This window comes from Aeromonas sp. 25-AL00135, assembly GCF_054052385.1.
Window position 1 is genome coordinate 107,549 of sequence record NZ_JBSTYQ010000012.1, and the last position, 14,445, is coordinate 121,993.

A 14,445-nucleotide genomic window follows, 5' to 3' on the forward strand; every position below is an offset into this window, starting at 1 on the left:
GGTAAGGTGCTGAAATAACTGGTCTGATCTGGCTGGCGGTAGCATGATCTGCTGGGCATGCCCACCGCTTTCTTTTATGATCCCCGCCCTTCTGTGTGCCCCCTGTCGGCACCTCATTTGCACCAACCACATCGGGGTCCCCCATGTCCGATCTGCGTCAAGAAGCACTCGATTACCACGCCCTGCCTGTACCGGGCAAAATTGCCATCGCCCTGACCAAGCCTGCCGAAACCGCCCGTGATCTGGCGCTGGCTTACAGCCCGGGTGTTGCCGAGCCGGTGCGCGAGATCGCTGCCAACCCGGCCGATGCCTATCGCTATACCGGCAAGGGCAATCTGGTGGCCGTCATCTCCAACGGCACCGCCATTCTGGGTCTGGGCAATCTGGGGCCGCTCGCCTCCAAGCCGGTGATGGAGGGCAAGGCTCTGCTGTTCAAGCGCTTCGCCGGCATCGACGCCATCGACATCGAGGTGAAGCACGAGACCAGCCAGCAGTTCATCGACACGGTGGCGGCCATCGCCGATACCTTCGGTGGCATCAATCTGGAAGATATCAAGGCGCCTGAGTGTTTCGAGATTGAAGAGGCGCTGATCGCGCGCTGCGACATTCCGGTGTTCCACGATGACCAGCACGGTACCGCCATCGTCACCGCAGCCGGTCTGCTCAACGCGCTGGAAGTGCAGGGCAAGCAGATCAGTGACAGCCGCATCGTCTGCATGGGGGCGGGGGCTGCCGCGACCGCCTGCATGGATCTGCTGATCAAGTGTGGCGCCAGAGCGCACAACATCTTTATGCTGGATCGTCAGGGTGTTATCCACACCGGCCGCAGCGATCTCAACAAGTACAAGCAGCGCTTCGCCAACGAGACCCCGCTGCGCACCCTGATGGATGTCATCGAAGGGGCGGATGTGTTTGTCGGTGTTTCAGGCCCCGACGTGTTGCCCGCCGAAGCTGTCGCCCTGATGGCGCCCAACCCGGTGATCTTTGCCTGCTCCAACCCGGACCCGGAGATCAAGCCGGCGCTGGCCCACGCAGTGCGCAGCGACCTCATCATGGGGACCGGCCGCTCCGACTACCCGAACCAGATCAACAACGTGCTCTGCTTCCCCTTCATCTTCCGCGGTGCCCTCGACGCCCGTGCCAGCCGCATCAACGATGCCATGAAGATTGCTGCGGTCGAGGCGATCCGCGCGCTGGCCAAGGAGCCGGTGCCAGCCGAGGTGCTGACCGCCGCCGGGGTGAGCGAGCTCGCCTTCGGCAAGGATTACGTCATTCCCAAGCCGATGGATGCCCGTCTGCTGCCGTGCGTAGCCCGCGCCGTGGCGCTGGCAGCGGTGGCCTCCGGTGTCGCCCGCATCGAGCTACCCGCGGACTACATGCTGTAATCCGGCATTGCAAACGGCCCCATAGCGGGGCCGTTTTTATTTCTGCTTCTGGCGACAGCCAGAGACGCCTACTGGGTGACAGGTTGGGGCAGATCGAGGCAAATCGGGTGCAAAGGTGGTCAAACAGCGCTCTCCTCTGACACAATATTGCCACTATGACGCTAACGAGAATCAAGATGCAGCAGCCTGTCAGCGGCCGTTTGGCCCACGCCCTCTCCTTCTTGCGCCATGATGGTCGCCACTTTGCCCAGTTTGTCTGGGGCCGTTTCCAGCAGGACAGATTGACGGTCACCGCCGGTTATCTGGCCTATGTCACCCTGCTTTCGCTGGTGCCGATGATCGCCGTGGTCTTTGGCATGATGTCCGCCTTCCCGGTGTTCCAGAGCCTCAAGCAGGCGATGGAGCAGTTCGTCTACCACAACTTTGTGCCGACCGCGGGCGATATGCTCAAGGAGTACATCGACGGCTTCGTCGCCAATGCCACCAACACCACGGCTGTGGGGATCGGGGCGCTGGTGGTGGTGGCGCTGATGCTGATCTCCGCCATCGACAAGAACCTCAACTACATCTGGCGCTCGACCCAGGGCCGCCCGCTGGCGCAGGCATTCGCCATGTACTGGATGATCCTGACCCTGGGGCCTGTGCTTATCGGGGCCAGTATCGCCATCTCCTCCTATATCTTCTCGCTGCGGCTGTTTGGCGCCGAGAGCCTGTTCGGTATCGGTTATCTGCTGTTGCGCGGTTTGCCGTTCCTCTTCTCGGTGCTCACCTTCCTGCTGGTCTATACCGTGGTGCCGAACTGCAAGGTGCGGCTGGCACACGCCTTTATCGGCGCGCTGGTGGCGGCGACCCTGTTCGAGCTGGCCAAGCGCGGCTTTGCCATCTACATCACCAACTTCCCCTCCTATCAGGCCATCTACGGTGCGCTGGCCACCATCCCGATCCTGTTTGTCTGGGTCTATTTGAGTTGGCTGGTGGTGCTGCTTGGTGCGGAGACTACCGCCTGCCTCGGCGAGTACGAGAAGCCGGCGAGCGAGGAGCTGGGCTAAGCCATCGCCTTGGCCACCGGTTTATTGGTAGCATCGACGACCGCCCCTGCAATCGAGCCGGGGCGGTCGTTCTGTTTTGAGAGGAGAGGGATGTGATTGCACTGATTCAGCGGGTCAGCGAGGCCAGCGTGACTGTCGAGGGGGAGGTGACCGGCGCCATCGGTCAGGGACTGCTGGTGCTGCTCGGGGTGGAGCAGGGGGATGATGAGGCCAAGGCCGACAAACTGCTGCACAAGGTGAGCGGCTATCGGGTATTCAGTGACGAGAATGGCAAGATGAACCTCAATGTCAGCCAGATCGGTGGCAGCCTGCTGGTGGTCTCCCAGTTTACCCTGGCGGCCGACACCAAGAGCGGGATGCGCCCGAGCTTCTCCAGCGGTGCCCACCCGAGCGAGGCCGAACGCCTCTATGACTACTTCGTGGCGAAGGCTGCTGCCAGCGGCATCCCGACCGCAACCGGGCGTTTTGCCGCCGACATGAAGGTGGCGCTGGTCAACGACGGCCCGGTTACCTTCTGGCTACAGGTCTGAGGATGCCTGATCCCGCGGTATGACGTGGACGATCACGTTGATGAAACCTGCGACCGGATAGGGGGTAGCCGGGCCAATCCACTGTTCTATCAGCGTCAGGGCGTGGGTTAGCTCCAGTTCGGTGCGCGGCAACAGGTTGATGACTAGAGTGCCGCAGAGGCGGGGAGCCAGCGCCCGGTAGAGCCGCTCCTGAAACAGCAGCAGCGGGTTGCCATCCTGACTGAAGAGATCGAGCAGGATGAGGTCGTACTGCTGCTCGCTCTGCTCCAGAAAGGCGAGGGCATCGGCTTGATGGAGTGCCGGAGCGGCGCGTTCATCGCTCTCCTGATGCTGGAAAAATTGCTGATAAACGGTCAGCACCTCTTCGTCGAGATCGACGCACTCGTGGTGGGCATCGGGCCAGCGCTGACTCAGATGGCGGGTGAGATCGCCGCCACCCAACCCCAGTTCGAGGATCTGCCCGGCCTGTTCAGGCAGCAGGCAGGCGATGACCCGTTGATGGGGCAGACAGAGGGCTGCGGGGTCGGCGAGCGACATGGCGGATTGCACCACGCCGTCTATCTCCAGCCAGCGGTGCTGGTCATTTTCCTGTACCGTGAGGCGGCGCTGGGGTTTGACGCTGAGGTGCAACAAGTGATCGGCTTGGTACGCTTGCAGATTGAAGTCCATGAATTTGCACGGCAAGATGGTTTCCGACCAGTGTAACTCAAGGATGAAACTATGTACCGGGTAGTCACCCCTCAGACAGTCGCCGAGCTGGATGCCTACTACCAGTTGCGCTGGGAACTTCTGCGTAAACCCTTCAATCTGCCCGTCGGTTCCGAGCGGGACGAATACGACACGGTTGCCATTCACCGGCTGATGCTGGCACCCGATGGTACCCCCATCGCGGTGGGGCGCCTCTTTATCGGCGGCGACGAGGCGCAGATCCGCTTTATGGCGCTGCGTCCGGAATATCGCGGTCAGGGGCTGGGCGCCAAAATGGTGGAGGATCTCGAGCAGCTGGCCCGCAGCGAGAAGGTGAAACGGCTGGTGATGAACGCCCGTCAGGAGGCGGTGGAGTTCTATCGCAAGTGCGGCTTTCTCGAAGTGGGGGGCGGCCCCGTCTCCTTTGGCCGGATTCCCCATCGCCAGATGATCAAATCCCTGAGCCCGTTGCAGACCATCCAGTACCGGCCGGAGTGGTGTCAGGATCTCACCACCCGCTGGTCGCGCGGGGTGCCCATCAGCGAGAAGATGGGGATGCACATCAGCCACTACGATGGCCAGACCTTCCATCTCAAGGCCAATCTAGCGGCCAACTTCAACGTGCATGGCAGCATGTTTGCCGGCAGTGTCTACAGCCAGTGCGTGCTGGCGGGCTGGGGGCTGATCTGGCTGCAGCTTAAAGAGGAGGGGCTGGTGGGCGAGCCGGTGCTGGCCGAGAGCTCCATCAAATATCATGGCCCGGTCGATGAGGAGCCCGAGGCGCGAGTGGCCCGCGAGGGGATGCCCGCCGTGCTGCAGCCGCTCAAACGGGGTGAGCCTGCCACCTTCAGCCTCAAGATCCAGCTGTTCAGCGGCAGCAAACTGGCTGCGGAGTTCTGCGGCCACTACGTGGTGCAGCCGCCCCATCGTCCGGGCCAGTAACCGCATCGTTTCCCCATCAAACAACAAGGCCTCATCATGAGGCCTTGTCTGTTTTTACCCTTGCTGGCTGTCGCTTGTCTGCCCGGCTTGGGTCTGCACTTGGGCTTGGGCTTTCGTTGCGGGAGCCGGTCGCCAGAGCGGGGCGCTGTTGCCTTGCGGCGGATAGCGTACTCCCACTTCCCAGCCGCAGGCGTCCTGCTTCTGCGGGAAGCTCCAGGCCAGTGTGGGTTCCGTCAGCGGCCCGCGCCACTGGCCGAGCAGCTCGGCGCAGCGGTTGCCATTGAGGATCCCCAGATCCAGCTGCCACTGCTCGTTGACCAGATCGATCCCCCCTTGCAGCGCCAGCAGATGGGTGATGGTGGAGGCGCCAGCCTGCTCGACTTGTAGTTGCCCCTTGTCGATCTTGCCCTGCAGCTTGATGCGGTAGAAGGGGGTGTCACCCTCCTGCATCGCCTGCCACAGCTGATCCGGCGTCAGGGTGGGCGGGGTCGCGCCCTTGAACCACTCATCCAGCAGCGGATCTATCTTCACCTTGTCCCAGAACGGCTCGTCGGCATCGAGGGCAAAGCTGCCCTGCAGGGTCTGGCGCCACTCGCCCGCCGTTTTGCCATGTTCGGCTTGCAGGTCGGCGCTCACGTCCGCCTTGCCAGCGAACGAGACAGGGGAGTGGAATATCTTGCCCCATTGCTGCAGATCCAGCTTGGTCGCCTGCAGTTGGAGGCGGCTGCTCTGGCCCGGTTCGCGGCCCCACTGGCCACTCAGGTTGAAGGTACCCTCATCCGGCAGCGAGCTGGTGAGTTTTCCCAGTTGCCAGGAGCTGGGGGTCAGCTCCCCATCCAGCTCGCCGTTGCGGGCGCTGAGGCCATCCCACACCAGCTCGAACCACTTGCTCTCGATACGGGCGCGGCCGAGCAGCGGGCCGGGTTGGTTATCGCGCAGGGCGAGATCGCTCAGATAGAGCTGCCAGCCGGTCAGCGACAGAGAGATGGAATCGTCGAAGGAGAGCACCTTGAGCTTGTCGAACGCCAGCTTGCGGATATCGACCTGCTGCGGGCGCCAGCTCTGCCAATCCTGCCACCACCCTTGCGGCAGGCTGATATCCATGCCGCTCAGCGCCACATCTTTCAGGGTCAGCTTCTGCTGCTGGCTATCGAGGGAGAGCTCGACATTGAACTCCCCTTCATAGGCCTTGCCCTGCAGTTCGCCGTCGATCTGCTGGGGCGAGAAGGCGAGCTTGCCCTTGATCTCCTCCAGCTGGAACAGACCACGACCCATGTCGCCCAGGGTGCCGCTCAGATAGCCGGTGGGCTGGTTGCCCGCCTGCCAGTTGAAGGCGGTGAGCTGGCCGCTGAAGTTGTTGAAGGAGAGCTCCTGATTGATGTCGTTGAGGCTGATGCCGTCCAGCTGACCGCGATCCAGCGACACGCTTTGCAACGGGAAGCGCTGCGGGAAGCCTTGCTGTGTCAGATCACCCAGCTCTATCCGCATGCCGCGTGCCTTGAGATCGTGCAGTTGCAGGGTGCGAGCGGGCCAGTCCAGCACCATGCCGCTCTCCAGCAGACCGTCAAACAGGTTGGTCACCAGCTTGTCGGTGCGCAGCACTTCCCCTTCCAGCCTTCCTTGCAGGCTGAGGCGGGCGAAGGTGAACTGTGGGGTCTCCAGCTGGCCTATGTTGAGGCTCAGGTTGGCCTGTGGCTGCCGTTTCGGGTCGATCAGCTCCCAGTCACTCAGGGTGGCATTGAGGCCGCGCAGGGTCAGCTCGGGGCTCTCCAGACTGAGCCGGTCTATGGTGCTGTCACTGATGGTGAGGGAGTGCACCGGCAGGTTCGGCAGCTGGTTGGGCAGCGGCAGCTTGATGGCGGGACGAATGAGATCGAGATGGGCGATGCGCACGTCGCGGCTCAGCCAGTCGATGCTCTCGATTTCCAGATAGATCTTGTCGAGTGAGACTGCATCGCCGTAACGCACCTGCTCTGCCAGCAGGGTGTAAGGGTGCAGCGGGTTGAACACCAGCCGCCCTATGGTGACCGGCACGCCGGTCTGCTGGCTGATCCAGCTGGCAATGGGGCCTTTGGCGCGCTCGGCGTCGAACAGGCCGAGGGCAACCCAGACAAACAGCAGCAGGAAGGCGAAGGTGTAGAGCAGGCCGCGTAGCCAGGAATTCATGGGTGCTTTCCTCCTGTTTTGGGATTGGTTGTCAGGCGTTTGAGTAGTGGTCTCGCAGACCGAGCCAGCGGCGGATCAAGGGTTCAACATGGTTGGGATGACGATCCATCAGGAATCTCGCCATCTTCTGTACCTGCGGAATAAGCGGCTGATCTCGCACCAGATCGGCGATCTTGAGATCGGCCAGACCGGTCTGGCGAGTGCCGAGCAGTTCCCCCGGGCCGCGCAGTTCCAGATCGCGCTGGGCGATGAGGAAGCCGTCGTTGGTCTCCCGCAGCACCCCGAGTCGGCTCTGGGCCGTCTTGGACAAGGGGGCATGATAGAGCAGCACGCAGTGAGAGGCCACCGCCCCCCGGCCAACCCGACCGCGCAGCTGGTGCAACTGCGCCAGCCCGAGCCGTTCCGGGTTCTCGATGATCATCAGGCTGGCGTTGGGCACATCCACCCCCACCTCGATGACGGTGGTGGCGACCAGCAGCTGCAGTATGCCTGCCTTGAACTCCTCCATCACCCGCTGTTTCTCCACCGGCCGCATCCGGCCGTGTACCAGCCCGATGTGCAGGCCGGGCAGCAGGTTCTGCAGCTCGGCGGCGGTATCCTCGGCGGCCTGGCACTCCAGCACCTCCGACTCCTCGATCAGGGTGCAGACCCAGTAGGCCTGCTTGCCCTCGGTGCAGGCGAGCTTGACCCGCTCGATCACATCGCCGCGACGGCTGTCGGGCAGCGCGACTGTGGTGATGGGGGTTCGGCCCGGCGGCAGCTCGTCGATGACCGAGGTGTCGAGATCGGCATAGGCGGTCATCGCCAGGGTGCGGGGGATGGGGGTGGCGGTCATGATGAGCTGATGGGGATGTACCCCTTCCCGCTCCCCTTTCTCGCGCAGGGCGAGGCGCTGATGCACCCCGAATCTGTGCTGTTCATCGATGATGACCAGCGCCAGACGCTGGAACACCACCTGCTCCTGAAAGATGGCGTGGGTGCCCACCACCATCTTGACGCTGCCATCTTTGATCGCGGCCAGCGACTCTTCCCGCGCCTTGCCTTTCTGTTTGCCCGCCAGCCAGCCGACTCCGATGTCGAGCGGCTCCAGCCACTTGGCGAAGTTGATGGCGTGCTGTTCCGCCAGCAGTTCGGTCGGTGCCATCAAGCCTACCTGACAGCCGTTGCCGATAGCCTGCAGGGCGGCCAGCGCCGCGACCAGCGTCTTGCCGGAACCTACGTCACCCTGCACCAGCCGCATCATGGGGTGGCTCTGTTGCAGATCCTTACCTATCTCCGCCACCACCCGGCTCTGGGCGCCGGTGGGTTTGAACGGCAAAGCGCCGAGCAGTTGTTCAACCAGCTTGGGCGCCGGCTTGAGAGCGCGGGCCAGCTGGGTTTGTGCCTGAGCACGCACCTTGAGTACCGAGAGGTTGTGCGCCAGCAGCTCCTCCAGCACCAGCCGCTGCTGGGCCGGATGTTGGCCGCTTTCGAGCAGTGGCAGCGCCACCGAGGGGGGCGGACGGTGCAGCAGCTTCAGGGCGGCGGCCAGCTCAATCTGGTGGGGATAGAGGCCGGCGGGCAGCAGCTCCTCGACGCCATAGAGGTCGAGCTGGGCCAGCGCCTGATCGGTGAGGCTGCGCAGGGTGAGCTGGCGCAGCCCTTCGGTCGTCGGGTAGACGGGGGTGAGCGCCTCTTCGGTCTGGCCGGCCTGCTCCTCGCCGAGCAGCTTGTACTCGGGGTGAGCCATCTCCAGCCCGTATTTGCCGGGGCGCACCTCGCCAAAACAGCGGATCAGGCGGCCCGCCGCCAGACTGTTTTTCTGGGCGGCGGTGAAGTTGAAGAAGCGCAGGGTGAGGGTGCCGGTACCGTCGCTGATGCGACAGACCATCATGCGGCGGCGCCCCATCACCAGCTGAGTGTCCTGGATTTCGCCCTCGACGGCGCCGTGCAGGCCGGGCGGCAGATCGCCGATGGGCCACACCTGGGTGCGGTCCTCGTAGCGCAGGGGGAGGTGGAACAGCAGATCCTGTACCGTGGCCAGCCCCAGCCGCTCGAGCTTCTCCAGCATCTTGCTGCCGACACCCTTGAGGCTATCGAGAGGAATTTTATCCAATTTCATCAATTAGATGCCCGAAAACACTGTAAATATGTCCAGATGATAGGGGTTGTTGAGGGGCCGATGCAAGCCGAGTTGCTGCTGGCAGGGCCGTCAAGGCGGGGGAAACGGCGGATATAACAAAGGCCTGCCGAAAGCGGGAGGCCTTTGTGCGGCTGCCAACAGGCAAGGTGCGGGCGCATGGCGCCCAGGGTCAGATGATGCGTTTAAGCAGCAGGTGAGCCTTGACCCGGTGGATCCGTCCCAGCAGCTTGCGCACCTGTTCCGGGTAGTCCTGGATCTGTTCCACCTGATCGAAGTGGCTGATCCGCTTGGTGTTGGTCAGGATGTTCTCCCGCTCCGCGTTGAACTGGGGACGCAGCAGGTGGCGACGATCATGCACCAGCAGGCCATTCTCCAGATCCAGCGCCCAGGCGCGGGGGTTGAGGTTGTTGCCGGTGAGCAGGGCCCACTCGTCATCCACGAAGATCCCCTTGAGATGGTAGGAGTTGCGCTCGCAACACCAGAGCATCAGGTTGAGGCGACCGTCGTCGATGTGGCGCTGGTTGCGCTCGGCAAACTTGCGCAGGTTGGTTTCGTAGAGATAGGGCAGGCCACCGATGGTGGAGAACTTCTCTTCCGGCGGAATGAAGAAGTCGTTGGCGGTCTTGTCGCCCACTACGATGGTGACTTTGCAACCGCGCTGCAGCAGATCCTCGATATCCTTGCTCAACTCCTTGGGGGGGTTGAAGTAAGGGGTGCAGATGAAGATCTCCCGCTCGGTGGCGCGCACCAGATTGCGGATCATCAGGTTGAGCTGATTGTTGCGCTTGCCCAGACCCACCATGGGGGTGACGGCCACCTCCTGGGTGTTGACCGGCATGGTGCTGAAGCGGTACTGGCTCTGGCGCAGGTTCTGCTTGAAGCGGCGGATCGGCCCCTTCAGCTGTTTGGCGCTGGGGATATCGCTGTGATCCAGTCGCTGCACCGCGTCGCTCTTCACGAACAGATCATCCACGTAGTTGACCATGCTGCGGGCCAGCTCCGGGCTGGTGATTTGGTGATAGCGATCGAAGCGGTAGCGATCTTGCTGGTGCAGGTAGATGTCGTTGAGGCTGGCGCCGGAGTAGAGCACCACATCATCGAAGATGAAGCCCTTGAGGTGGAGCACGCCGAGCAGCTCGCGCCCCTTGACCGGCACGCCGTAGATTTCGATCTGGTGCTCGTGTTCGGCAGCCATGGCCTGATACATCAGGTGGTTGCCGCCCTGCTTGCCCTTGCCGATCAGGCCGCGCTGGGCACGGTGGAAGTCGACGAACAGCTTGATGTCGAGGGCCGGATTGCGCTGCTTGGCGGCGTAGAGGGCGGAGAGGATCTCCCGGCCTGCTTCGTCATCCTGCAGATAGAGCGCGACCAGATAGATGCGCCGGGTGGCACTGGCGATAAGCGCAAGAATGCGGCGTTTGAAATCCTGGGCGCTGTAGAGCACTTCAAACTGATCCGCTGCGACGGCGATCTGGGGCAGGCGCGCCAGCAGTTGTCGATAATGGGCCGATGAATGCATAGATAAACCTGAAATCACGGGGTTAAGCGTTCCACTCGGAGCGATGAATAGGCGATTCTAGCAATCTCGCCCTCTCAGCCAAAGAAAGAATCATCAGAAAGATGAAAAAGGCCTCACGAGTGAGGCCTTTTTGTCAGCATTTCGCCCTTGTCAGAGGAAGCTGTAGATGATCATCGCCATCACGCCGCCGGTGGTGCCGATGATGGTTTCCATCACGGTCCAGGTCTGCAGGGTCTGCTTCTCGGTCAGGCCGAGGTAGCGGTTCGCCAGCCAGAAACCGGAGTCGTTGACGTGGGAGAGTACGATGGCACCGCCGCCGATGGCGATGGTGACGGCCGCCAGCTGGGCACCGTTCAGGCCGAGGGGTTCCAGCATCGGCAGCACCAGACCGCAGGCGGTCAGCATGGCGACGGTGGCTGAGCCCTGAATCACCCGTACCGCAGCGGCCAGAATGAAGGCCAGCGCGACGATGGGCAGACCGGAATCGGCCAGCATGTTGCCAAGGGCGGCACCCACACCGGAATCAACCAGCACCTGCTTGAAGACGCCACCGGCACCGGTCACCAGGATGATGACACCGGCCGGCTGGATGGCGCTGTTGCAGACGCTCATCACCTCGTCACGGGACATGCCGCGGCGAATACCCAGCAGATAGAAGGCGGCCAGACAGGCGACCATGATGGCGGTGAAGGGGTGACCGATGAACTCCAGCCAGTTGTGCAGGGTGGAGCCCGCCTCGACGAAACGACCGACGATGGTCTTGAGGCCGATCAGCAGCAGCGGCAGGCCGATGAGGCCCATGGCCAGCCCAAAGGAGGGCAGGGATTTGCTGTCATCGTGGACACTGTTCTGGGCATCGGCAGGCAGCGGTACATCGACGATCTTGCTGATGAAGTCACCGAACAGCGGGCCCGCCAGGATCAGCGCCGGTACGGCGGCGATCAGCCCGAACAGGATCATGTAGCCGAAGTCGGCACCCAGCTGGGATGCCACCAGGATCGGGCCCGGCGCGGGGATAAGGAAGGCCTGGCAAGTCGCGATACCGGCCAGCAGAGCGATACCGATCTTCACCACGCTGCCGCCACCACGACGGACGATGGCGAAGGCGACGCCGATCAGCAGCACCACGGCCACGTCAAAGAAGAGCGGCAGGGCGCAGACAAAGCCGGTCAGGGCCATTGCCCAGTTGGCGCGCTTGACGCCGAACTTGCCGAGCAGGGTGTGAGCCACCCGGTCGAGAGCACCGGTCACTTCCATCACCTTGCCGAACATGGCGCCCAGCGCCACCACTACCGCGACGAAACCGAGGGTGCCGCCCATCCCTTTCTGGATGGTGTTGGCGATGTCGGCCGGGTTCATGCCAGCGGCGAGACCCGCCACCATGGAGACCAGGATCAGGGCTACCACGGCGTGGAGCCGGGCCTTCATCACCAGGAAGAGCAGCAGCACAATCGAGCCGGCGGCTGTCATGATCAGGGAGAGGTCAGACATTGTTATGCGTTCCTTTTTCCAAGTTCAGTCGTGACACCTTGCCGATCCGTCGGCAAACCATATCTTTATGATTTATTTAGATTTATGGCAAGGGCTCAACATCATATGCCCAGGTGACTATGGGTTTGCTCAGTCTGTGGCAGACTTCACATTTTCAATCGTTACCGGTAACATGTTACCGGTAACGTGTTAGATTAGAACCCATCAACAGCTGGTTTTTTGAAAAGTGGGACAGAGGTCAAATTATGGCGGGTAAGTGCATTATCGTGATGGGTGTGTGTGGTAGCGGCAAATCCAGCGTGGGTCTGAAAGTGGCCGAAGCGCTGGGCGCCAAGTTCATCGATGGTGATGACCTGCACCCCAAGGCCAACATCCAGAAGATGGCTGGCGGCAACCCCCTCAACGATGAGGATCGAGCCCCCTGGCTGGAGCGGATCCGCGACGCCGCCTACAGTCTCGAGCAGAAGAACGAGACCGGCATCATTGTCTGTTCCGCCCTCAAAAAGAAGTACCGCGACCAGATCCGCGAAGGCAACGAGTCGGTCAGCTTCATCTTCCTCGATGGCAGCCAGCCGCTGATCCTCGAGCGGATGCGTGCCCGCAAGGGCCACTTCATGCGTGAAAGCATGGTACAAAGTCAGTTCGATACCCTGGAGCGCCCGGATGGCGAAGCCGGTGTATTCCACATTGATATAGACGGCACCTTCGAACAGGTGGTTGACCGCGCCGTCACAGCATTGGAGCAAGCCCAATGATTCATCAGGTAATTTCCGACGTCACCGCCCGCATCCGCGAGCGCAGTGTCGCCCGTCGTCAGGCATTTCTGGCCCGCATCCAGCGTCAGGCAGAGCAGGGCAAGACCCGCGCCGCGCTGGCCTGCGGCAACCTGGCCCACGCCGTGGCCGCCTGCAGCAGTGACGAGAAGGGTCGCATTCTCGATATGACCCGCGCCAACGTCGGCATCGTCACCGCCTACAACGACATGCTGAGCGCCCATCAGCCCTATCAGGGCTATCCGGATCAGATCAAGGCGGTACTGGCCGAGCTGGGCCACAGTGCCCAGGTTGCTGGCGGCGTGCCCGCCATGTGCGATGGCGTGACCCAGGGTCAGCCGGGGATGGACATGTCCCTCTTCTCCCGCGACCTGATCGCCCAGGCGACCGCGCTCTCTCTTTCTCACAACACCTTCGATGCCACCCTGCTGCTCGGCATCTGCGACAAGATCGCTCCGGGCCAGATCATGGGGGCCCTCTCTCACGCTCACCTGCCGACTGCATTTGTTCCTGCTGGCCCGATGGCGAGCGGCATCAGCAACGACGAGAAGGTGAAGGTGCGTCAGAAGTACGCCGCCGGTGAAGTGGGTCGCGACGCCCTGCTGGAGATGGAGTGCGGCGCCTACCATGCGGCAGGCACCTGCACCTTCTACGGCACCGCCAACACCAACCAGCTGGTGTTCGAGGCCATGGGCCTGATGCTGCCGGGCTCCGCCTTTGTGCACCCGCATAGCGAGCTGCGCCGCGCCCTGACCGCCGAAGCGGCCCGCCGTATCAGCGCCATGATCCCGGGTTCCCCGGCCTATCGCCCGTTGAGCGAGGTGCTGGACGAGCGCTCGCTGGTCAACGGTCTGGTGGCCCTGCTCGCCTCCGGCGGCAGCACCAACCACAGTATCCACATGGTGGCGCTGGCTCGCGCAGCCGGTCTGGTACTGACCTGGGATGACATCAGCGATCTCTCCGACGTGGTGCCGCTGCTGGTTCGCATGTACCCGAACGGCCCGGCCGACGTGAACGCCTTCGAACAGGCAGGCGGCGTGCCCGGCCTGATGCGCCGTCTGGCGCAAGAGGGGCTGATCCACATGGATGCCACCCCGGTCTTTGGTGAGATGCAGGATTACCTCAGCCGTCCGGCACTGGTCGATGGCCAGCTGGTATGGCAGCCGGTGGGCGAAAGCGGCAATGCGAGCGTGCTTTCACCTTCCGGCAGCGTGTTCCAGGCCACCGGCGGCACCAAGCTGCTGGCGGGCAATCTGGGTCGCGCCGTGGTCAAGGTCTCCGCCGTGGCTCCCGAGTATCGGGTGATTGAAGCCCCGGCGCGGGTCTTCTCCTCCCAGCATGCGGTGGAGGCGGCCTACAAGGCGGGCGATCTCAATCAGGACGCCGTGATCGTGGTGCGCCACAATGGCCCGGCCGCCAACGGCATGCCGGAGCTGCACAAGCTGATGCCGGTGCTCGGCAACCTGCAGAAGGCGGGTTACAAGGTGGCGCTGGTCACCGATGGTCGTCTCTCCGGCGCCTCCGGCAAGATCCCGGCCGCCATCCACGTCACTCCGGAAGCGCTGCACGGCGGGGCCATCGGCCTGCTTGCTGACGGCGACCTGCTGCGGGTTGACGCGGTAAACGGCAGCCTCGACTGTCTGACCGATTTGAGTGGCCGTACCCAGGCCGAGATTGACCTCACTCTGGAACAAGAGGGGTGGGGCCGTGAACTGTTCAGCGTGATGCGTCGCGCGGTATCGAGCGCCGAGTGTGGCGCTACCATCTTTGACTAAGGAAGA

At 62.7% G+C, this 14,445-nt stretch carries 11 protein-coding genes; 6 read left to right on the forward strand and 5 right to left on the reverse strand.

The features are described 5' to 3' along the window. Positions 1 to 143 precede the first annotated feature (143 nt). The 3 genes from ACW5XC_RS12850 (at position 144) to dtd (ending at position 2,964) form a co-directional block, all read left to right on the forward strand. On the forward strand, positions 144 to 1,385 hold the full coding sequence (locus ACW5XC_RS12850; RefSeq protein WP_042054235.1) for a malic enzyme-like NAD(P)-binding protein: 1,242 nt from the start codon (positions 144 to 146) through the stop codon (positions 1,383 to 1,385). A 176-nt stretch (positions 1,386 to 1,561) separates the two neighbouring features. Then, complete coding sequence (locus ACW5XC_RS12855) at positions 1,562 to 2,434, forward strand: virulence factor BrkB family protein (RefSeq protein ID WP_042054234.1); 873 nt, start codon at positions 1,562 to 1,564, stop codon at positions 2,432 to 2,434. 92 nt (positions 2,435 to 2,526) lie between these two features. Beyond that, positions 2,527 to 2,964 (forward strand): D-aminoacyl-tRNA deacylase, encoded by a 438-nt coding sequence (gene dtd / locus ACW5XC_RS12860; protein ID WP_042054233.1) that lies wholly within the window; start codon positions 2,527 to 2,529, stop codon positions 2,962 to 2,964. Here the strand turns inward: dtd and ACW5XC_RS12865 are convergent. Next, on the reverse strand, positions 2,953 to 3,633 hold the full coding sequence (locus tag ACW5XC_RS12865; protein ID WP_042054306.1) for a spermidine synthase: 681 nt from the start codon (positions 3,631 to 3,633) through the stop codon (positions 2,953 to 2,955). The genes dtd and ACW5XC_RS12865 overlap by 12 nt on opposite strands. Positions 3,634 to 3,684: 51 nt before the next feature. Here ACW5XC_RS12865 and ACW5XC_RS12870 point away from each other — a divergent pair, with 51 nt between their 5' ends. Beyond that, positions 3,685 to 4,593, forward strand: a complete 909-nt coding sequence (locus ACW5XC_RS12870; RefSeq protein ID WP_042054232.1) for a bifunctional GNAT family N-acetyltransferase/hotdog fold thioesterase — start codon at positions 3,685 to 3,687, stop codon at positions 4,591 to 4,593. A gap of 54 nt (positions 4,594 to 4,647) precedes the next feature. On the opposite strand, the gene ACW5XC_RS12875 is transcribed toward ACW5XC_RS12870, so the two are convergent. The 4 genes from ACW5XC_RS12875 to gntU form a co-directional block, all read right to left on the reverse strand. Further along, positions 4,648 to 6,759 carry an AsmA family protein gene (locus tag ACW5XC_RS12875; protein ID WP_042054231.1) on the reverse strand — a complete coding sequence of 704 codons (2,112 nt, stop codon included), beginning with the start codon at positions 6,757 to 6,759 and terminating at the stop codon, positions 4,648 to 4,650. Positions 6,760 to 6,790: 31 nt separating this feature from the next. After that, a complete protein-coding gene (recG, locus tag ACW5XC_RS12880; RefSeq protein WP_042054230.1) occupies positions 6,791 to 8,860 on the reverse strand; it encodes an ATP-dependent DNA helicase RecG in 2,070 nt (689 codons plus the stop codon). 190 nt (positions 8,861 to 9,050) lie between these two features. Next, complete coding sequence (pssA, locus tag ACW5XC_RS12885; protein WP_005342654.1) at positions 9,051 to 10,400, reverse strand: CDP-diacylglycerol--serine O-phosphatidyltransferase; 1,350 nt, start codon at positions 10,398 to 10,400, stop codon at positions 9,051 to 9,053. Between the two features lie 150 nt (positions 10,401 to 10,550). Then, positions 10,551 to 11,891, reverse strand: a complete 1,341-nt coding sequence (gene gntU, locus ACW5XC_RS12890) for a gluconate transporter (RefSeq protein ID WP_005355418.1) — start codon at positions 11,889 to 11,891, stop codon at positions 10,551 to 10,553. Between the two features lie 245 nt (positions 11,892 to 12,136). On the opposite strand from gntU, the gene ACW5XC_RS12895 reads away from it, so the two are divergent. Continuing rightward, positions 12,137 to 12,646 (forward strand): gluconokinase, encoded by a 510-nt coding sequence (locus ACW5XC_RS12895; protein WP_005340649.1) that lies wholly within the window; start codon positions 12,137 to 12,139, stop codon positions 12,644 to 12,646. Then, positions 12,643 to 14,439 carry a phosphogluconate dehydratase gene (gene edd / locus ACW5XC_RS12900; protein WP_042054229.1) on the forward strand — a complete coding sequence of 599 codons (1,797 nt, stop codon included), beginning with the start codon at positions 12,643 to 12,645 and terminating at the stop codon, positions 14,437 to 14,439. Before ACW5XC_RS12895 ends, edd begins: the two co-directional genes overlap by 4 nt. Positions 14,440 to 14,445 lie beyond the last annotated feature (6 nt).